Genomic DNA, 18,477 nt, shown 5'->3' with positions numbered 1-18,477 from the left:
AGGACGGCCCTGGTGACCCCAGATCTGTCACAGGGGAATGCACAACTCGGGGGAAACCACCCGTGATGGGTCGCGCGGAGGGGGTGTGTGGTGTCAGGTGATGCCGACCACCCTCAACAAGGCCGGGACGATGAGGATGGTGATGAAGGTGATCCCCAGCGCGCTCATGGGGATGGTCAGCTTCTCGCCGACCGCGTTGGCGTGGGCCAGGTCCTGGCTCAACAGCGCCGAGCGCATCGACGCGGAACGGGCCCGCAGCTGGCTGTAGATCTGGCTGCCCTCCTCACCTGACAGTCGCAGGATGTCGGCCAGGTCAGCCAGCTCGGCCAGACCGAGCTCGTGGGACAGTCGCCGCAGAGCCTCCCACGGCGGCTCACCCGTCCACCGCGAGAAGGCCAACTCCTCCCGCAACCGGACGAAGACCCACGAATCGCCTACCTCGGCGGCAGCCTCCATCGCCTGCCGGGTCCCCGAACCGGAGTTGCGCTCCAACGCGATCAGTTCGATGTAGGCGCCCAGTGCGCGGTTGAACTCCGTGCGGGCCCGGCCCGCATCGTCGATGACGTTCCAGTTCGGGATGAAGAAGAACACCACCCCCGCTGCCAGACTCGCCACCACCGGAACCACCACCGGCAGCCGCAATCCCATCAGAGTGAACAGGCTCGACAGCAGCGCCGGCGCCATCATCCCCAACAGCGCGAAGGCCACCTTCTCCCCGAAGAACCGCGCCTGGCTGATCCGCAACAACGCCAACTGCTGGGTGGGCACCACACCCCACCAGCCAGCCGGCAGCGTGCGCATCGCCCACCGCCCCAGACGCTCGACACCACCGACCGCCCGAACCAGGCCCCCACCCGACGTCGGTGTCTGGGGGGACTGGGCTGACAGCCGCACGACCGCGTCGTGGGCATCGACCTGTACCGGCGCCAACCGCCACACCAACGCCGAGACCCCGGCGCCGATGCTCAACCCGCCCAGCAGCGCCAGCTGCAGACCCGTCGTGCTCATCGCACCTGCTCCTTTGCCACCGATGCCCCCAGGAACCGTGGAATCGCGTCCCCGGCAGCCATGCGCCGCATCCACACCAGCACCGCCACGTAGACCCCGAGCAGGACCGCCAGCACCAGCTGCCCGATCGGTGTCTTGTACGGGGCGACATAGCTGCCCGACATCGCCAACACCGTCAGCGCGCAGACGGTGATGACCGTCACCCACCGGGCCGTCGCCCGCGGCTTGGCACGGTCGGCCTCCACCTGCCTGCGGGCCCGCACATCAGCCGCCACCGACTCGGCCAGGCTCTCCAACACCGCCGCCACACCCGGACCACGCCGCCGTGCTGCCAACAACAGGTTCGCCGCCACCAGGTCCCCGGTCGGGTCGTCCAGCTCGTCGGCGAACAACCGCAACGCCTCCGAAGTCGACCACCGCGCCCGCAGCCGGGCCACCAGCCGCGACACCTCCGGACGGATCGGCTCCGGCGCCGACCGCAACGTCGCAATCAACGCCTGCTCCAACCCCGCACCCACCGTCAGGATCCCCGACAGCGACCGGGTCCACTCCTCCATCGCCTCCAACCGCTCGATCCGCGCCGCGGCCGGCGGGGCCGACACCAACGCCGGCAACCCCGCCACCGCCAACGGCACCACCACGACCGCGATCAACCAGCCCGACACGATCGCCACCACCACACCAGCCACCAGCCCGACCCCGACTGCCAGCCGGGCACGCCGCGACCACCGCCGCAGATTGCGGCCCCGTCGCGGACGTCCCGTGGCCACTGGCGATGGCCACAGCCCCCACACCACCCCCAGCAGACCGGCGACGATCATCGCTCCCGCGACGGCGGGCACCAGCAGCGTCACAGCACACCTGCCTGGCTCTCAGCCCGGTAGCCGTCCAGGTCGAACCCGAAACGGGCCAGGTCGTCGTACTCCTCCGGCAGGCCCGGCACCGCCCGGATCGTCCTCGACCCCGGCTCGCACCCGAACACCGGCACCAGCGCATAGCCCTTGGCCTTCTCACCCGGCCCAAGCACACAGATCTGCGAGGTCCAGCGCTGCTTGCCCTGCTCGGTGGTGCGGGCATCGACATGCACGATCACGTCCAACGACTGCACCAACGCCCGCACCGCATAGTCGTAGGTCACATGGGCGCCGGCCTTCATCGCACACGTCACCAGCTTGTTGACCGTGTCCTCACAACTACGGGCATGCGTCGTCGACAACGATCCCGTCCCCGACTGCATCGCCTCCAGCATCGCCAGCACCTCACGACCCCGCACCTCACCCACGATCTGGCGCGACAGGTTGAACCGGTACGAGTCGTACAAGGCGTCATCGATGCTGAACTCCCCCGCCCGACGCCCCGAAGCCGTCATCTCCCCACCCGGCCGGGCCTCCCACGCATGCACGATCGGATGCCGCTCCCGCATCTCGTGCAGGTGCAGCTCGTACTCGGTCTCAAAGGTGCCGATCGCCTCATCCGGGCCGATCTCGGCGCACAACGCCCGCACCATCGTCGTCTTGCCCGCCCCCTGCGCCCCCGCCACCACGATCGAACGACGCGACCGCACCGCCGCCCGCAGGAACGACGCCGCCGTCGCCGACAACGACCCCAGCCCCACCAGGTCGTCCAAGGTCACCTGCTGCAACCGGTGACGACGGATCACCACCGACGGTCGAGGCGTCACCCACGCCGTCGCCGCCAACCGCGCCCCGCCATCCAGGCGCAGGTGCAGCCGAGGCTCCGCCTCGCTGAACTGCCGCGCATTCGCCTCCGACCGCGACGCCACGAACACCAGGAAGTCGATCAACTCCTGGTCACTGTCGGCCACCGCCGGACCCACCACCACCCGCCCATCGGCATACTCCAGCCACACCACATCACACCCCTGGATGATGATGTTCTCCACCCGCTCGTCATCAACCAACGGCTGCAACCTGCCCAGCCGGAACAACGCATCGAAGACCGCCTGCGCCACCCGCTGCTCACCCGACGGCGACAACGTCCGCACACCCGCACGAGCCTGCTGCGCCACCTCCTCGACCACCAGATCAGCAATGATCCGCCGCCCCAACCGGTGCTGCTCGGCCACCGACGTCGCCGACGACCCCTCCAACGCCCGCATCAACTGCCCCGACGCAGCCACCCGCAACGAGCGCACCAACTCCCAATCCAACTCCCCCTCCACCGCAGCACCGGCCCGACCCTCCGCCACGTCGGGCACAGGCTCGGTCACAGCGCTTTTGGGCGTAGCGGTGCGAATGTTGGCCGGTGCCGCAGCGGCACGGATCCGCTCCACCGACGCCGAACCCCGCACCAGCGAGAACGTCGAACGCCGACGCCCCGCCGACCCGGCCGGTGCGTCCGTCTGGAACAAAGGCAGCCGCGACAGATCCGACACCTCCAGCTCCCGCTCATCGACCCGCTCGTTCATCACGCCTCCTCCAGCACCGTCGACGGATCCTGCGCGCTCGCTGCCGAACGGATCGCCGTCCCCAGCGCGTCGAGCGAGCGATGCCACCGACCCAACGCCCGGCCCGAGACCTTCTCCCCACGACTCACACGTGCCGCAGCCCGCGGATCCCAACACACGCTCCCGAAGCCGGGCAGCCCCACCGCCTTGGCCACCTCCCGCAGCCCATAGGGACGGCCCGGGCCCACCACCACACAGCCCACCGTCCCGGCACCCGTGCCCGCAGCAGCCGCCTCCGCCCAGGCCAGCCCCCACTGCCGGGCAGCCGACAACTCCGGCAGCCCACTGCCACAGACCAACAGCGCCAGATCAGCCGACTCCACCAACGCCGTCGCCGAATGGGCCATCCCCAACCGTCCCGCGTCGATGATCACGTCCTGCCCCGACGCCTCCAGCGCTCGCAGCTCCACAGCCAACGGACGCCACAACTCCCGCAGACTGCCCGCCTGCACATGCGACCTGGGCCCCACCAGCACCGACGCGTTCGTGCCCTCCAGCACCAGCAGCGACGTCGGCAACGCCTCACCCAGCCGGCCCTCCCGCTGCGCCAGCACCAGCTGCACCATCGCATCCGGATGCGCCACCGCACCCTGGAACAACCCCGCCAACACCGGCGAACCGCCCACCGGGTCGGCATCCACCAACACCACCGGACGAGGCCACCGCCTCGCCAACCCCAACGCCGTCGTCGTCACGCCCGGAGCACCCGAAGCCGAGGCCAACACCACCAGAGCCATCAGCCCTCCCGCGCATCCACCACGAGGGCCACCTTGCCGCTGGCCGAACGAGCCGCCAGCTCCGGCGCCTGCTGCTCAGCCACCTCCACACTCACACTGATCCGCCCCGACACATCCGCAGCCCCGACCTGCACCACCAACGCGGCGAACACCCGAACGTCCTGGGCCACCACATCACCCTGCTGGCCCGGCGTCGACACCACCCGCACCCGGTCGCCCACCCGCAGCGGCTGCGACGGCAACTGGCCCGGAGCCAATGCCAAGCCCAACACCGACATCCCCTTGTGCGGCGCCACATCCTGCGTGACCCCGGTCGGCACCATCAACTGCCCCGCCCGCAGATCCACCGCAGCACGCTGACCCACCAAGGCCTCCAACCGGTCCGCTGGCACCGTCGCCAACGCCGGATCAACCCCCACCCGGACCACCTCCAGGTCCGACGCCGAGATCACCGACCCCCGCGCCACGTCCTGCCGCACCCCCACCACCGGCTGCGCCGAACCCAGGCTCAAATACGCCCACACCGACAACAACGCCCCCAACACCACCAGCGCCACCGACACCGCCACCAACGCAGGACACCGCCGCATCCGCACCCCCGCCGCTACCGGCGCCACCCTGGCCGCAGCCTGCGCCGCCTCCACACCAGCCGTCTGCGTCGCGGTCATCGCCCGATCACCTGGACCTCGCCCACCTCAAGCACCCGATCCGTCGTGAAATCCATCGCGATACTCCCCGTCTGCCCGCCCGAAGCCGTCCAATCAACAACCCAGAAGGACGTCGCCCTGATCGTGTACGTCCCCCGCTGCGAATACGTATGGCCGCAATCCGGCGACGACTTTCCGCCATCCCCAGGCCCGAACACCGACCCCGCCGTCGTACAGGTCACGGCCTGGCCGTCGCCCATCTGCCACACCACCCGCTTCACTTTCGCCGTGGCCGACACCGTCACGCCCCGCTCGCTCAAGCTGCGGGTCTGCGGGCCAAACGTCTGCGCCGACGGATTCTCAACCCACATCCACACCGGCAACCCCACCGTCCCCACCACGCCAGGACGATCCTCCGGAGCCATCCCCACATCAATCGCCCGCAAATTCATCTGCGCCACCAACTGCTTCGCCAACACCGCAGGATCCGGCGGCGCCGCCACGCCAGCCGGCTGCGTCGCCGACCAGAAGGAGTAGACGTGACCGCCAGCCTCAACACCAGTGGTGCACATGTACACCGCCCCATCCGTGTGTCCCTCCCAGAGCGGATGACCCGCGGGAGGCGGAGGCGTGGCCGGCTTCACGTAGCACTGCCGCTCGTTGGACCAGTAACCGGCACTGCTGGTGCACGGGACCGGGGAACCCGACCGGCTTTCACACGCCGCCTGCACGGCCCTGCCCTCCACCTTCTTGTGGAGCGCGGCAGCCGGCTGAGAGCCTCCCCATTGTGGAACTGACAAGGTGAGTTTGCAGGTGCCAGTCAGGCGCACATACTCCTGATCCCGTCCGCACGAGACACCCGAGTCAGCCGCAGCTGTCGTCGAGGCTCCGCACAAGAGGGCCAACAGACTCACCGTCCCTCCGACGCGGCTCAGCACGTGCCCACCACCTTGTCCTGGATGACGAACCACGAACCCGTAACGGCGTCCTCGGCGACGGTCACCTTCGATTCCACCCGCCTCGGGCCTTCTCCTCGAACGGACTTCCCCTTGGCGTCCACCAGATCCGTCCCCGTGCCGTCCACGCAGTAGGTCATGAGCCAAGATCGTGCGTCGCTGCCGGGCGTTACATGCGTGAGCCGAGCTGAACTAGTCCCTGTCTGCTTCCACCCTTGGGTCCTCAACTCCGTCAGGTCCACCTGCCAACGTCTCAGCGCATCACCCCGCGTTACGCTCTGAAGTTGGTTCAAGTCCGAGGAAGGGTCCGCGGCCAGTTCCTCGGTCAACTTCAGGTATCGACCAAAAGCCGCATCGGCCTTCTGCGCCCCCACTGGGGTCGGGGGACTTGAGCTCGGTGACGTGGGAGAAGGCACATGCACCGGCGTAGAGCTGACGCCAGCACTTGGAGAGGTGGGTGCAGGCGGCCTCTCTGTGGTCACCGGTGCCTCCGGCCCTGAGCACGCGGCCATAGCGAACGCCAGTGCTGTGCTTGCAACCAACTTCTTGGCACTCGTCCTCACGAGGGCCCCCTCTCGTCTGCAGCGTCATTGCCACAAGCCGAGCCGGATGTCGTGGTGCTCACCGACCCGACACTGGGGGCATCAAGCAATTCATCACTCCCCCGAGTGGGACCCATACTGCGACAGTTCATGGTCTTACCGCTAGTAGTGGCGGAACCTCTGGGCGACTGACAACCGGCCAGCGGCTGCTCGTCTCGGTCGCGAATCCTTACGGCATAGGGCATCCAGCAAAGCCGGAGCTCCTCGAAAGATTTTCGAAATTTCTTGTGCCGTCGACACGCAATCCGCGGGTTTGCGCGGAACATCTCGCTCTCTCGGCTTCTTGGCACAGGACCCCCGCCGAGCGGGCACAACGACGCTCCACTGCCAAGAGAGGACAGGTCCCAAGACGCGGTGAATGCACCTGACCGAGTAGCCCAAGCTATTGCTGCGCGACGTGCCGAAGCCGAGGTAGCTCGTTTGAACCCCGACGTGGCCTCGGGTCTGGCGCTCCATGATTGATGCCTTCATCGACCGTGCACTCAGGGTGTGCTCTCGGGGGTAGTCCTCGCGGCAGATGAGTGGGTTGTTGGTGGCTCAGATGTGGAAGCGCACGTCGTCGAGTTGGGCGTCGTGAGGCATGTGGGGGTAGTGGCTTCGCAGGCCTGCTTGGTAGTCGGGGTCGAGGTCGGTGAGGTTGATCGGCGTGACGCTGTCGATGGTTCCGGGCATGGTCTTGAACCCGTGGTGTTCGCCGTCCTCGAAGACGAAGGTGGTCGGTCCGAAGGGCACGGGGTCGAGGAAGCGGACGGTTTGCGTCTTGCGCCCGCTGGCGACGTCGTCGTAGTAGCGGGCGTTAAACCTAACGAAGCGTTCTGCGGTGCTGTCCGGGAAGCAGTAGGTGTAGGGCAGGAGCTGGGCTACGGGCACGGAGACGACGGTGTCGTTGCTGGGGACCAGGATGCAGCAGTCGGGGTGCTGGTCAAGGATGATCTGTCGGCATCGACCGCAGGGGGCGATGACTCCTCGTCCACCGTCGCCGACGGCGACCATCGTGGCGAGTGGGCCGGCGTGGGCTGCGGCGGCGAGGCCGAGAACGACCAGTTCTGCGCAGGGACCGCCGGTGAAGTGGTGGTTGTTCACGGCGGCGTGGATGGTGCCGGACAGGTCCATGGCGGCTGCGGCGACGGTGTGGTTGGGGTCGTCGCCGAGAGCGGTGGCGAGGCGGGTTGCGGCGGCGATGACGGCGTCGTCGTTGGCCCAGTTCGTGGTGGTCATGTGACTCGTGTTCCTTTCTGGACGGCGCTGACCGTCGCTGGTCCACTATGTTCTTGATCGCTCAAGAGTGCGCGGGCTAGAGAAAAGCAGGTGGGTGTGGTGGTGCGGATGAGCGACGTGGCTGAGGTGATGGGCGTCTCGACGACGACGGTCAGCAACGCCTTCAGTCGCCCCGACCAACTCTCGCCCGAGTTGCGCGACCGGATCCTCACGCGCGCCGCGAAGATGGGCTACTACGGCCCCCACGTGGCAGGCCGCGTCCTGAAGCAAGGGCACGCGAACGCCTATGGAGTCGTGTTCATGGATACGCTCAGCTCCGCCTTCGACGACCCCTTCAAGATGCAGTGGCTCGCGGGGTTCTCCGACGCCCTGCAGCCGGTGGGCGCGAGCCTCGTGCTGATGGCCGTGGCCCCCGACATGCAATCCGCCGCCCAGGCCCTGAGGAACACGCTGGTGGACGGCATCGCCGTCACCTGGGCAACCCACCCCATCATGCGGATGGTCCGCTCCCAGGGCCTGCCCGTCGTGGCAGGAGGACCCCAAGGCCCCTGTTACGTCACGATCGATGAACACGCTGCCGGCCAGGAGATGGGCCAACACCTGCACGACATGGGACACGACCAGGTGTGCATCCTCACCGGACCCGTGGCGCACACCACGCCTAAGCCCAGCATCACCACCTGGAACGACTACATCGCCGGCCAAAAGCCCCACGAGCCCTGGCAACGATTGACCGGCCTGGCCACAGGCCTCAACACAACCAGCCTCGTGATCGCCCAAGCCACACACTGGACCCGCACATCCGGCGCTGAAGCAGTCTCCGCTGCGCTCGATCGCTACCCCCACCTGAGCGCCATCGCCTGCGCCGGGGACTCCCTGGCCCTGGGAGCCCTCGACGCGCTCCATACGCGCGGACTGATCGCCGGCAGGGATCTCGCAGTCACCGGGTTCGACGGGACCGACGATGCCGAAGAACACGGACTGACCACCATAGACGCACACGCCCGAGAACAAGGCACCCGCGCAGCCCAACTCCTACTCGACCCCAGCCTTCAACCGCGGCGGGTAGTGCTCGACCATCATCTCATCCTTCGCCAGAGCAGTTCACGGCTGACAATGCCGTCATAGAGACGGAAATCGCCTCGCGGCATGAGAGTCTGATGGGCGGGGCGCAGTTGCCGCGCCCGCCCGACGAGGTCAGGCAGGGATGAAGTCGAGCCTTGTTTCGGTTGCGGTCCAGCCGACGCGGGTGAAGGCGGCGGTCATGGGCACGTTGCTGGCATCGGTGTCGGCGATCAGGGTCGCGGCACCTTCGCGGACGAGTTCTCGTGTGGCCAGTGCCAAGAGGTCGCGTCCGAAACCGTGGCCACGTGCGGCGGCCGACACTCCGACGTGGTTCACATAGCCGCGACCGCCGGGCAGAGACACCCAGGAGACCATCCCGACAGGGTAGGGATTCCCGTCAAAGGCCAGGTGCATGCACTGCCATGGATCCGCTTCGAGGAGGTCGTCAACGGCGCGATCCGCCGCCTGGTCGAGGCCCACCTCGTCGACGAGCTGGATGTCGTGGGCGTCGCGGCTGTCGCGGAGGATTCCCCGGAACAGAGGCCGTAGGCGCGGATCGTCAGGGCCGGTGAGCTGCTCCAGCCTCAGCTGCGAGATGTGCTCTTGGCCAAGGGCATCTACGGCGGGCGTCTCGTAGTGGTGGCGCTGCACCAGCAACTTCCATCCGTGGCGGGAGAGCGCGTCCAGCCAAGGCTTCGCGGTGGGGTCGGCGGTGGAGGCGGTGGCTGGCAGGTGAAGACACGCTTCCGAGCCGGGGACCGTGCGCAGTGCCTGGGTGGCAGCGTGCAGGGCAAGGTCAAGGCCGTGGGTGGGAGCGCCTCCCCAATGATCGAGGACCACGGCATCGCCGATGCCCAGGCCGGCAACGGTCGCGAGGACGCGGTGCTCGTCGCGGGCTGCCCAGACCCAAGCGGGTCGTCGCCGTCCGGAGGCGAAGGCGCGCTCCAGGAGGGGTCTGTCGCGGAGGCGGTCGTTGGTGGGGCTGTCGAACGCCAGTGGCGCTGACAGCATGAGGTCGATGGCGTCCTGGGCTGTGGTGGCTTGGACGAGGTACTGCGAGGTCATGAGGATTCCTTGCTGCGGCTCAGCCGCGAACGAGAATCCGGCCTCCTGCTGAGGCCGGGACGGTGACGTTCATCGCGACCTCCTTTTCCTGTCGTGGGTCTGGACGCCTTCACAGTAGCGGAGCTCAACACTGCGCGCTTCCCAATTCGATGCATCGTTCGGCGTGATCGGGCCGTTCCGAAGGCCCGCTCATCGGCAGTTGAGAATGCTCACGCGCGGGACACGCATCTGGACATGGCGGGTGGAATACCCAACAACGGACTCCTTCAACGGTCAGCTTCGACACTGCGCACGTGCGACGACAAGTGGCGCAGATCCGACAGGCATTCGGTGCGTTCGGTCAGGAAGCCCGTTGCAGCAGGCGGTCGACTTCCGCCGGGTCCAGGCGCAGCATCCGGGGGCCAAGGCGGTACGCCGGAAGTCTCCCGTCGGAGATCATCCGACGCACCGTCTTGGGGCACACCCCGAGTCGCCGCGCGGCCGACTGCACAGTCTCGACCTCAATCTCTCGCCGTGGATGCTCCATGCCCACCCAAGCCGTCACGGGCTCTCCCGTGATCGACGCCTACTCGGGCGCGCCATCGCCACCGCGGGCCAGCTCGGCCAGCCGCTCTGCTAGGAGTTGTTCGCGCTGCCGACTGGCGTGCTGGTAGCGCATCGCCATCTGCGCCGTCGTGTGCCCCATGCGCGCCATCAACTCGGCGGTCGTGGCGCCATTCTGCGCGGCCATGGTGGCAGCAGTGTGACGCAGGTCATGGAACGTGAGATCGTGCCGGTCCATCACGTCGCGTGCCTGGTCGAAGGCATACCGCAGCGCCTTCTCACTCATCGGCAGCTCACCGCGACCAGGAAAGAAGTACGCAGAGCGCGCCCTCCGCTCCCCTAGACCAGCACGCCACTCACGAAGCGCCGACAGCAGATGCGGCGGAATACCGACATCCCGGATCGCCGCAGGCGTCTTGGGCGGACCCACGATCACCTGCCCCTTGATCCGCGTCACGCCCTGACGAACGTGGATCCACCCGGTCACGGTGTCGACGTCCCCAACCCGAAGCGCGCGCACCTCCCCAGAGCGAAGCCCGCACCACGCGGCCAACAACACGGGAAGCGCCTGCCCCGGTGGCAACCGATCGGCCACGCGGTTGAGCTCGGCGACTGTCGCCGGCTGCATCACCCTGGTCGTCTTGCGTCTGCCCGCCGAACGGATGCGACAGGGATTGGCGACAATCAACTCCTCGTCCACACACACCGCGAGCAAGGACTTGAGCAGCGCGTACGCATGGCTTCGTTGCGTCGCCCGCTCCGGCCCCATCCGGTCGAACCACGCGCGAACCTGCTTCGGCGTGATCGACGCCACCGCCTGATCCCCGAACTCGGGAAGGATCAGCCGATCCAACAGACTCTCGTACAGAGCCCTCGTCCTCGGAGTCAGATCACGTCGGACCACCTCGTCGCGGGCCAGGTCGCGGAACGCGATCTCGACCGGAGCCTCCTCCTTCACCAGCTCGGGCTGGGGAGCAACCGGAGGCTGCCATTCACCCCGGCTGATCGACCGCTCGATGTCGACGAGCCAACCTTCGGCGTCGATCTTGGCCACGAAGGTGTGATCTGCCGAGTGCACCTGACCATCTGGGCCCAGGTACCGGGCACGCCACTTCCCAGAGGGAAGCTTGTCCAAACGCCCAAAGCCCCGTTTGGAGCGCCCGCGGCGCTTGGAGCGTTCCCCTTGGGGGGAACACAAGTCACTGGCGTTTCCCCCATTGCTGGTCGGTGATGAGGTTGTCCGCTTCGTCGTCATGTCGAGCCTCTCGTCGTGGGAGATACGTGGGAGATGAATGTCCCCACAAGTCCCTCGGAGGCCCCTTGGTGCTCATCGGACCGAGACATGAAACAAGGCGTTCCCCCTAGTCACCTAGGAGAAACGCCTTGTGAGCGAAGTTCTTGAATTGGTCGGGGCGACAGGACTCGAACCTGCGGTCTCCTGCTCCCAAAGCAGGCGCGCTAGCCACTACGCTACGCCCCGTGGTGCCCGGGCTGCGGAGTGGAGCCTCCGCAGCGCGAACCCCGCAAGTCTAGACGACCCGAGCCGTACTCCCGCAATCGGATCGCCGCGTGTGCCGTCAGAAGCGGAAAGGAATGGGGATCGGGCCGCAGCAGCAGACGCCCTCCACACGAGCCTCGCTCTGGTGCAAGGCCCGGGCGGCTGCCGCGCAAGAGGCAAATTGGCGTGCGGCCACCCCGGCCGAGGCCACGGCACCGCGGTCCTTGATCGCGTCGCGGATCACGGTGGAACACGTCCCACCACCAGCGACGCCGGAGGCGCAGCGCCACCCCTTGCGTGGCGACAGATTCGTCCGGTAGCTCTCCACCAGGCTCAGCACGGCAGTATCAAGCAATCCCATGGTCACTCCTCCAACAATTCTGATCCGCGGCCGCTGCCGCGATCACTTCTTGCCCAGCAGGCCGACGACGGCCTCGGCCACACCCTTGGCGCTCATCGGGTTCTGACCCGTCACGAGCTTGCCGTCGACGACGACCTTCTCGACCATCGGCCGCAGGGCCTTGGAGTACTTGCCGCCGCGAGCCTTCAGCTCGTCCTGCAGGCTGTAGGGCACCGCCTCGTCACGCTTGGCGAGCTTCTCCTCGGCGGCGCTGAATCCGGTGACCTTGCGGCCCTTGAGCAGCGGCTTGCCGTCAACGCTCACCTCGAGCAGGCCAGCGGGTCCGTGGCACACCGCGGAGACCACCTTGCCCTGCCGCCAGAACTCGCCGACCAGTGTGACCAGCCGAGGATCGTCGAAGTCGAACATGACACCATGACCGCCGGTGAGGTAGATGGCGTCATAGTCGCTCGCGGAAACCTGCCCCACCGAGGGGGTGGCGCGCAGGCGGTTCATGAACTCGCGGTCCTGGTAGCGCTTGCCCGTGTCGCCCATGAGCAGCATCGGGGCCGACAGGCTCTCCGGGTCGAGCGGGACGTCGCCACCGGCGATGCTGACCACGTCAACCTGGTGGCCTGCCTTCTCTGCAACGTCGATGAAGTGGGTGAGTTCTCCGAGCCACAGGCCGGTGCGGTAACCGACCTTCTCGTACTCGCCGACGCTGGTGACGATGGCGAGGATGCGAGCTGAACGCTTCTTGCTGCCGAACATCGAATACCTCCGAGTCGCTGGTGGACAACACACGAGACGTGTGCGGGTTCCCCACGCTAACCAGCCGAATCGCCCCTCACCCCACCCTTGGGGCGGTTTTCGCTCAAGGCGTGCCAACGGCAGCGCCTGCGAGCCGGGAGTCTGACCGGCATCGACCGCTCACCACAAGAGCCAGGCCAAGGCCTCGTCACAGCACCGCTCGGCCAGCAGGCGCGAGCGCGCACGATCACGACACTCCCCCACGGAGACCGGCCAGCGGGGCACCTCCCAGTGTTCCGGCAGTGCGCTCGTGACGGCCCAGATCAAGGCTCGTTCCACCTGGCCGACCGTGGCTCCAGGAAGCCCGGCCCCCAGCAGGGCCAGCAGCCGCACCACCTCACCCGGGGGCTGGTCCGCCGGACGAAGCGCCTGCAATTCCGCTGCCACCGTGGCCCGTGCGACAGTGCGCTCGGCCTGGGTCTCACCGGGCACCGCACCATTGGGCATGGGCAGCACGGCCGCACCACCGGCCAGACGGGAGGCCATCGTCGCGTGTAAGAGCACCGTCACCGCCCCGGGCACGAGAGTCACCCGCGCGGCAAGGTCGGGAAGCCAGTCCACCAGGTCTGGGGCGCCGCGGCGCATCACCTCGTCGGCCACTGCCGCCAACCCCAGAGGACTGACCGGCCCCGGCCGGGCAGCCAGGTTCTCCACGGCCTCGGTCAACAGGTCTGCGGACGATTCGCCCAGGTGCCCCGCCCCAAGGGCGCGCCCCAGCAGGAAGACCTCGTGCGCCGCGAGGGTGCGCGGGTCGCGGTGCAGGAGTTCCTCTGCCCGCGGCACCAAGACAGCACCCACCTCGTCGGGAGCCCAGGCCAGCTCGACGTCGGTGGTGCCGCGCCCAGCGTGAACCTGTGCCAGATGCACTCCCGGCTGGGCGCTGAGGGTGGTGCCGTCGTCGTCCTCGAGCAATTGGATACCGGCCGCCTCGATCGCCACGTCCGGCAGGGACAGGGTGACGATGTCGCCAGCGGCCAGCACGGTGCGTTCGGGCCACCAGGCGGGAAGCGCTGCAGCCTGAACCCGCTCGTCACGCAGCCAGTCGGCGCGCCAGCTCACCTGGTAGCCGGCATGCGGCGTGCCGGCCGGGCCGAGCCTGATGGGCATGTCGGTCAGCCAGCACCGATCGTCGCTGAGCCTGCTGCGTCCACGCAGCTGGGTGAAGGTGAGAAGCTGACCGTCCTCGCGCCCCGGGTCGACGCTGAGTTGCCCCTCGGCCCCAGCCAACCAGCGCCGCACGGGCCAGGCCGGCTCGAAGTCCAGCCACACCGCGGGGACGCTCAGTTCCACCTCGGTCAGGTTGTGGATCTGCACGCGCAGGCTCCAGGTGTCGTCGAAGACCTGCCGCACCACGGCCCGTGCCTGCAGTGCCCCGTCGGATTCGAGCACGAAGTGCTGCTCCACCTCGTCCACGAGCAGTTCGGTGCGTTGGTGCTGCCACGGAGGGGCCAGGCGCACCGCGAAATCGCGCAGCACGGGCTGGCCGTCGCAGCTCACGCTGACCAGCGAGCCGTCGGGCGCCACCTCCACCTGAAGGCCGCGCCACGTGATCAGTGTCGGCGCTGGCATCGGCCACACCAGTAGAGATTGCGTCCCTCGAGCTCCGCCACCCGAACCGCACTGCCACAGACCAGGCATGGCTGGGCGGCGCGACGATAGACATAGACCTCACCCCCGTGGCGGTCCACCCGCGCCGGGCGGCCCTGCGCCTGGGGACCGTGCTCGGGCCGCACCGTGTCGATCCTGCCCACCGTGACACCGTCGCGCATCAGCAGGACCAGATCGGCCCAGATGGCCTCCCAGCTGCTGCGCTTCAGCTTGTTGCCGGGGCACATCGGGTCGATTCGGTGCCGGAAGAGCACCTCGGCGCGGTAGATGTTGCCCACCCCTGCCGTGATGCGCTGGTCCATCAACAGGGAGGCGATGCTGCGGCCCGAACGGGTGATGCGTTGCCAGGCGACCTCGGGGTCGGCATCGGGACGGATCGGGTCCGGTCCCAGTCTGGCGATCTGCGCGGACTGCTCCGCGTCGGTGATGAGACGACACATCTGGGGACCGTGCAGGTCTGCCGCCGTCGTGCCGTCGGTGATGCGCAGGCGCACCGCTCCGCGCGGCTCGGCGAGGGGCGCGAAGAAGAGCTTTCCGATCAGCCCCAGATGGATGTGGACGACGTGCTCGGGGTGGGCTGCGGCGAAGTCGATGAACAGGTGTTTGCCCCACGCGGAGGCCTCGGCGATGCTGCAACCATCCAGCAGCGCCGCGGCCTGTGAGAATCGCCCTTGGGGCGAGCTGACCCGGACCGGCCGACTGCCGAAGGTGTCCATGGTGGCATTCGCCAAGCGGTGGATCACGTGACCCTCGGGCATCGGTCCTCCTCTAGGATCGCCAGCATGGGTAGCGATCGTACTCCCGGCGGACGACGGGGCCAGGGACCACGTGAGTTCGGCCGTGACGGCACCACCGGGTTGGTGACGCACGATCGTGCGCTGCGCGCACGGGAGGCGAGTCGCCCCACCCAGGGCGATCGCGCCGAGGCCCGCGAGGTCGTCGAGAAATTGCTGGCCCGGGCCACCGGGCGTCGACGCTGACCCCCGGCCCCGGACCATCCGTTCTCAGGCGCGGTGGGCGTCCTCGTAGTCGCTCATCTTCTGCACGCGACGCGCGTGACGCTCCTCCTGGGTGAAGGGTTGGGTGAGGAAGACGTTGACGATCTCCAGCGCCTCCTCGTTGCTGGTGAAGCGACCACCCAGCGAGATCACGTTGGCATTGTTGTGCTCCCGGCCCAGCTTGGCGATCTCGGTGTTGTAGGCCAAGATCGCCCGGCAGCCCTTCACGCGATTGGCGGCCAACTGCTCGCCATTGCCGGACCCGCCCAGGACGATGCCCAGGCTCTCGGGGTCCGCTACGACGGCCTCGGCACACGGGATGCAGGTGTCGGGGTAGTCGTCCTCCGCGTCGTAGCTGGTGGCACCGTGGTCGACGACGTCGTGACCGGCGGCGGACAGCTGCTCGCGCAGGTACTCCTTGAGCTCGAAGGCTGCATGGTCAGTGGCAATGTGAACGCGCATGCCCCAACTATCCCAGATACGGCACCACCTCCCGCCCACGGCCCAGCGCAGCGGCGAGCGTCGCTGTCAGTCTCGCGGGGCCACCACTCCCCACCGCGCCAGCCGGTGTGCCGCTCAGCGGAACGGCAGACTGATGAGCTCCCCCACGCCAAGCTCCTAGTCACGGGCCACAACGGCGCGACCCGCAGGCCTCCGATCGTGAAAAAGCTCACGAATTCCTATTGTGCGCGAATTCACAATGTGCCACTCTCATGGGGTCGCCTCGCGACTGGGCTACCAGCCCCCACCACAACAGGCAGGTCGGCACCGCCGCCGACCACGCCAGCGCCACACCAAGACCCGCCGGGTCATCTCGTCGACGTCGACGAGCCCTTGCCACACCGAGAGCCAATGCCTCGGCGCCCTGACAGGAGCAACTCTGTGACGCAGCATCACGATCGCGTCTCCGACGAGGTGGAAGCCCACCTCCCGGAAGACCACTGGCCCCTTCCCGAACTGAGCCAGGTAGGCCCCGACCATCCCACCGACGGCATCGACTTCGTCGCCGCAAAGGACTCCGCGGAATACCGCGAACTGCGCAAGTCCTTCACCAGCTTCGCCTTCCCCATGGTCGTCACCTTCGTCGGCCTCTACTTCGTCTTCGTACTGATGGCCACCTACGCCCCCGGCCTGATGGGACGCCGCGTCTTCGGCTTCGTCAACGTGGGCATCCTGTTCGGCCTGTTGAACTTCCTCACCACCTACCTGGTGACCTTCTTCTACGTGCGCCACGCGAACAACAACCTTGACCCCCGCGCCAGCAAGCTGCGCGCCCGTCTGGAGAAGGAGGCCGTGTGATGACGCAGCCCAACCTCACCCTCATGGAGACCGTCGGCAACCCGATCATGAACATCGGCATCTTCGCCCTGTTCGTGATCGGCACCATGGCCGTGGTCATCAAGGTCACCCGCGACTCGGCCAAGAAGTCCACCGACTTCTACACCGGCGGCGCCGCCTTCTCCGGCCGTCAGAACGGCCTGGCCATCACCGGCGACTACCTCTCCGCCGCAGCCTTCCTGGGCGTGACCGGAGCCATCGCGCTCAACGGCTTCGACGGCTTCCTCTACTCGGTCGGCTTCTTCGTCGCGTGGATCATCGCCCTGCTGCTGGTGGCCGAGCCGCTGCGCAACACCGGCAAGTACACGATGGCCGACGTGATGAGCTTCCGGATGAACCAGAAGCCCGTGCGCACCGCGGCCGCCGCCTCCACCCTGACCATCAGCTTCGTCTACCTGCTGGCGCAGATGGCCGGCGCCGGTGGCCTGGTGGCCCTGCTGCTGGGCATCAGCTCCAAGAACGGCCAGAGCCTGGTGATCGCCCTGGTGGGCATCATCATGATCGTCTACGTGCTCATCGGCGGCATGAAGGGCACCACCTGGGTGCAGATGATCAAGGCCGTGCTGCTGGTCAGCGGCGCCGCGATCATGTTCTTCTGGGTGATGGCCCTCAAGGGCTTCAACCTGTCCCGCCTGTTCGGCGACGCCGTGGCTGCCCACCCCAAGGCCGACCTGATCATGGAGCCCATGCTGCAGTACGGCACCAATGGCTGGACCAAGATCTCCTTCATCTCGCTCGCCATCGCCCTGGTCGCCGGGCCCTCGGGCCTGCCGCACGTGCTGATGCGCTTCTACACCGTCCCCACGGCGCAGGATGCCCGCAAGTCGGCGGTGTGGACGATCGGCCTGGTCGGTGTCTTCTTCATCTTCACCCTGGTGCTGGGCTACGGCGCCGCGGCACTGGTCGGCGCCGAGGCCATCACGGCCGCCCCGGGCAAGGCGAACTCCGCAGCACCGCTGCTGGCACACCACCTGGGTGGATCGGTCTTCATGGCCATCATCTCCGGCGTCGCCTTCGCCACCATCCTCGCGGTGGTCGCCGGCCTGACCATCACCGCGTCGGCCTCCTTCGCGCATGACATCTACAACAACGTCCTGCACGACGGAAAGGTCGACCCGGCCGACGAGGTCAAGGTGGCCCGCATCACGTCGGTGACCATCGGCATCCTCGCCGTGATCGGCGGCATCTTCGCCAATGGCCAGAACATCGCCTTCCTGATCTCGCTGGCCTTCGGCGTCGCCGCCTCGGCGAACCTGCCCGCCATCCTGATGACGATGTACTGGAGCCGCTTCAACACCCGCGGGGCCGTGTGGAGCATCTACGCGGGCCTGGTCTCGGCCATCCTGATCATCATGTTCTCCACGTCCATCTCGGGCAGCCCGACGGCCTTCTTCCCGAATGCCGACTTCGCGCTCTTCGAGTTGACCAACCCCACCATCGTCAGCCTCCCGCTGGCCTTCCTGATGGGCTTCATCGGCACCGTCACCTCGCCCGAGCCCAACAAGGAGCTGCAGGCTGAGATGGAGGTCTGCTCGATGACCGGCATCGGCGCGGGCGACGCCATCGCCCACTGACCC

General features: G+C 67.7%; 19 protein-coding genes and 1 tRNA gene. 4 read left to right on the top strand and 16 right to left on the bottom strand.

Translation table 11 applies throughout. From position 1 onward, the window contains the following. Positions 1-93: 93 nt before the first annotated feature. From ACOAMO_RS11100 to ACOAMO_RS11070, 7 genes are all read right to left on the bottom strand, one after another. Positions 94-1,008 (bottom strand): type II secretion system F family protein, encoded by a 915-nt coding sequence (locus ACOAMO_RS11100; protein WP_420174852.1) that lies wholly within the window; start codon positions 1,006-1,008, stop codon positions 94-96. Further along, positions 1,005-1,862 (bottom strand): type II secretion system F family protein, encoded by an 858-nt coding sequence (locus ACOAMO_RS11095; protein WP_420174851.1) that lies wholly within the window; start codon positions 1,860-1,862, stop codon positions 1,005-1,007. The genes ACOAMO_RS11100 and ACOAMO_RS11095 overlap by 4 nt, the downstream gene beginning before the upstream one ends. Next, a complete protein-coding gene (locus ACOAMO_RS11090) occupies positions 1,859-3,436 on the bottom strand; it encodes a CpaF family protein (RefSeq protein WP_420174850.1) in 1,578 nt (525 codons plus the stop codon). The genes ACOAMO_RS11095 and ACOAMO_RS11090 overlap by 4 nt, the downstream gene beginning before the upstream one ends. After that, complete coding sequence (locus tag ACOAMO_RS11085; protein ID WP_420174849.1) at positions 3,436-4,212, bottom strand: hypothetical protein; 777 nt, start codon at positions 4,210-4,212, stop codon at positions 3,436-3,438. The genes ACOAMO_RS11090 and ACOAMO_RS11085 overlap by 1 nt, the downstream gene beginning before the upstream one ends. After that, positions 4,212-4,880 carry an SAF domain-containing protein gene (locus ACOAMO_RS11080; RefSeq protein ID WP_420174848.1) on the bottom strand — a complete coding sequence of 223 codons (669 nt, stop codon included), beginning with the start codon at positions 4,878-4,880 and terminating at the stop codon, positions 4,212-4,214. Before ACOAMO_RS11080 ends, ACOAMO_RS11085 begins: the two co-directional genes overlap by 1 nt. Continuing rightward, a complete protein-coding gene (locus ACOAMO_RS11075; RefSeq protein ID WP_420174847.1) occupies positions 4,877-5,431 on the bottom strand; it encodes a hypothetical protein in 555 nt (184 codons plus the stop codon). The genes ACOAMO_RS11080 and ACOAMO_RS11075 overlap by 4 nt, the downstream gene beginning before the upstream one ends. 1,523 nt (positions 5,432-6,954) lie before the next feature. Next, a complete protein-coding gene (locus ACOAMO_RS11070; RefSeq protein WP_420174846.1) occupies positions 6,955-7,635 on the bottom strand; it encodes a hypothetical protein in 681 nt (226 codons plus the stop codon). A gap of 108 nt (positions 7,636-7,743) precedes the next feature. On the opposite strand from ACOAMO_RS11070, the gene ACOAMO_RS11065 reads away from it, so the two are divergent. Then, the gene (locus ACOAMO_RS11065; RefSeq protein WP_420174845.1) at positions 7,744-8,763 is read left to right on the top strand and encodes a LacI family DNA-binding transcriptional regulator; all 1,020 of its coding nucleotides are present in this window, start codon (positions 7,744-7,746) and stop codon (positions 8,761-8,763) included. 69 nt (positions 8,764-8,832) lie between these two features. Here ACOAMO_RS11065 and ACOAMO_RS11060 read toward each other — a convergent pair whose 3' ends face one another. The 8 genes from ACOAMO_RS11060 to ACOAMO_RS11025 all read right to left on the bottom strand — a co-directional run bounded on the left by ACOAMO_RS11060 (position 8,833) and on the right by ACOAMO_RS11025 (position 15,322). Continuing rightward, positions 8,833-9,765, bottom strand: a complete 933-nt coding sequence (locus ACOAMO_RS11060; protein ID WP_420174844.1) for a GNAT family N-acetyltransferase — start codon at positions 9,763-9,765, stop codon at positions 8,833-8,835. Between the two features lie 340 nt (positions 9,766-10,105). After that, positions 10,106-10,291 (bottom strand): helix-turn-helix domain-containing protein, encoded by a 186-nt coding sequence (locus tag ACOAMO_RS11055; RefSeq protein ID WP_420174843.1) that lies wholly within the window; start codon positions 10,289-10,291, stop codon positions 10,106-10,108. Between the two features lie 39 nt (positions 10,292-10,330). Next, positions 10,331-11,362 carry a tyrosine-type recombinase/integrase gene (locus tag ACOAMO_RS11050; protein ID WP_420174842.1) on the bottom strand — a complete coding sequence of 344 codons (1,032 nt, stop codon included), beginning with the start codon at positions 11,360-11,362 and terminating at the stop codon, positions 10,331-10,333. Between the two features lie 350 nt (positions 11,363-11,712). Next, positions 11,713-11,788: transfer RNA gene (locus tag ACOAMO_RS11045), tRNA-Pro, on the bottom strand. 97 nt (positions 11,789-11,885) lie between these two features. Further along, complete coding sequence (yidD, locus tag ACOAMO_RS11040) at positions 11,886-12,167, bottom strand: membrane protein insertion efficiency factor YidD (RefSeq protein ID WP_420174841.1); 282 nt, start codon at positions 12,165-12,167, stop codon at positions 11,886-11,888. A 42-nt stretch (positions 12,168-12,209) separates the two neighbouring features. Continuing rightward, the gene (locus ACOAMO_RS11035) at positions 12,210-12,917 is read right to left on the bottom strand and encodes a type 1 glutamine amidotransferase domain-containing protein (RefSeq protein WP_420174840.1); all 708 of its coding nucleotides are present in this window, start codon (positions 12,915-12,917) and stop codon (positions 12,210-12,212) included. A gap of 159 nt (positions 12,918-13,076) precedes the next feature. After that, a complete protein-coding gene (locus ACOAMO_RS11030) occupies positions 13,077-14,525 on the bottom strand; it encodes a hypothetical protein (RefSeq protein ID WP_420174839.1) in 1,449 nt (482 codons plus the stop codon). Then, entirely contained in the window at positions 14,507-15,322 is an 816-nt protein-coding gene (locus tag ACOAMO_RS11025) for an Fpg/Nei family DNA glycosylase (protein WP_420174838.1), read from the bottom strand. Before ACOAMO_RS11025 ends, ACOAMO_RS11030 begins: the two co-directional genes overlap by 19 nt. Before the next feature lie 24 nt (positions 15,323-15,346). Here ACOAMO_RS11025 and ACOAMO_RS11020 point away from each other — a divergent pair, with 24 nt between their 5' ends. Further along, a complete protein-coding gene (locus ACOAMO_RS11020) occupies positions 15,347-15,544 on the top strand; it encodes a hypothetical protein (protein WP_420174837.1) in 198 nt (65 codons plus the stop codon). A gap of 24 nt (positions 15,545-15,568) precedes the next feature. On the opposite strand, the gene ACOAMO_RS11015 is transcribed toward ACOAMO_RS11020, so the two are convergent. Next, the gene (locus ACOAMO_RS11015; RefSeq protein ID WP_420174836.1) at positions 15,569-16,024 is read right to left on the bottom strand and encodes a ribose-5-phosphate isomerase; all 456 of its coding nucleotides are present in this window, start codon (positions 16,022-16,024) and stop codon (positions 15,569-15,571) included. 420 nt (positions 16,025-16,444) lie between these two features. On the opposite strand from ACOAMO_RS11015, the gene ACOAMO_RS11010 reads away from it, so the two are divergent. Together ACOAMO_RS11010 and ACOAMO_RS11005 are read left to right on the top strand one after the other, a co-directional pair. Beyond that, positions 16,445-16,861, top strand: a complete 417-nt coding sequence (locus tag ACOAMO_RS11010; RefSeq protein ID WP_420174835.1) for a DUF485 domain-containing protein — start codon at positions 16,445-16,447, stop codon at positions 16,859-16,861. Next, positions 16,861-18,474 (top strand): cation acetate symporter, encoded by a 1,614-nt coding sequence (locus tag ACOAMO_RS11005; RefSeq protein ID WP_420174834.1) that lies wholly within the window; start codon positions 16,861-16,863, stop codon positions 18,472-18,474. Before ACOAMO_RS11010 ends, ACOAMO_RS11005 begins: the two co-directional genes overlap by 1 nt. Positions 18,475-18,477: the final 3 nt, after the last annotated feature.

Origin of the sequence: Luteococcus struthionis, assembly GCF_048595755.1 — a bacterium.
Taxonomy (GTDB): Bacteria; Actinomycetota; Actinomycetes; order Propionibacteriales; family Propionibacteriaceae; genus Luteococcus.
The sequence above is the reverse complement of the archived record's forward strand: the minus strand, read 5'-3'. Positions and strand labels throughout refer to the sequence as shown.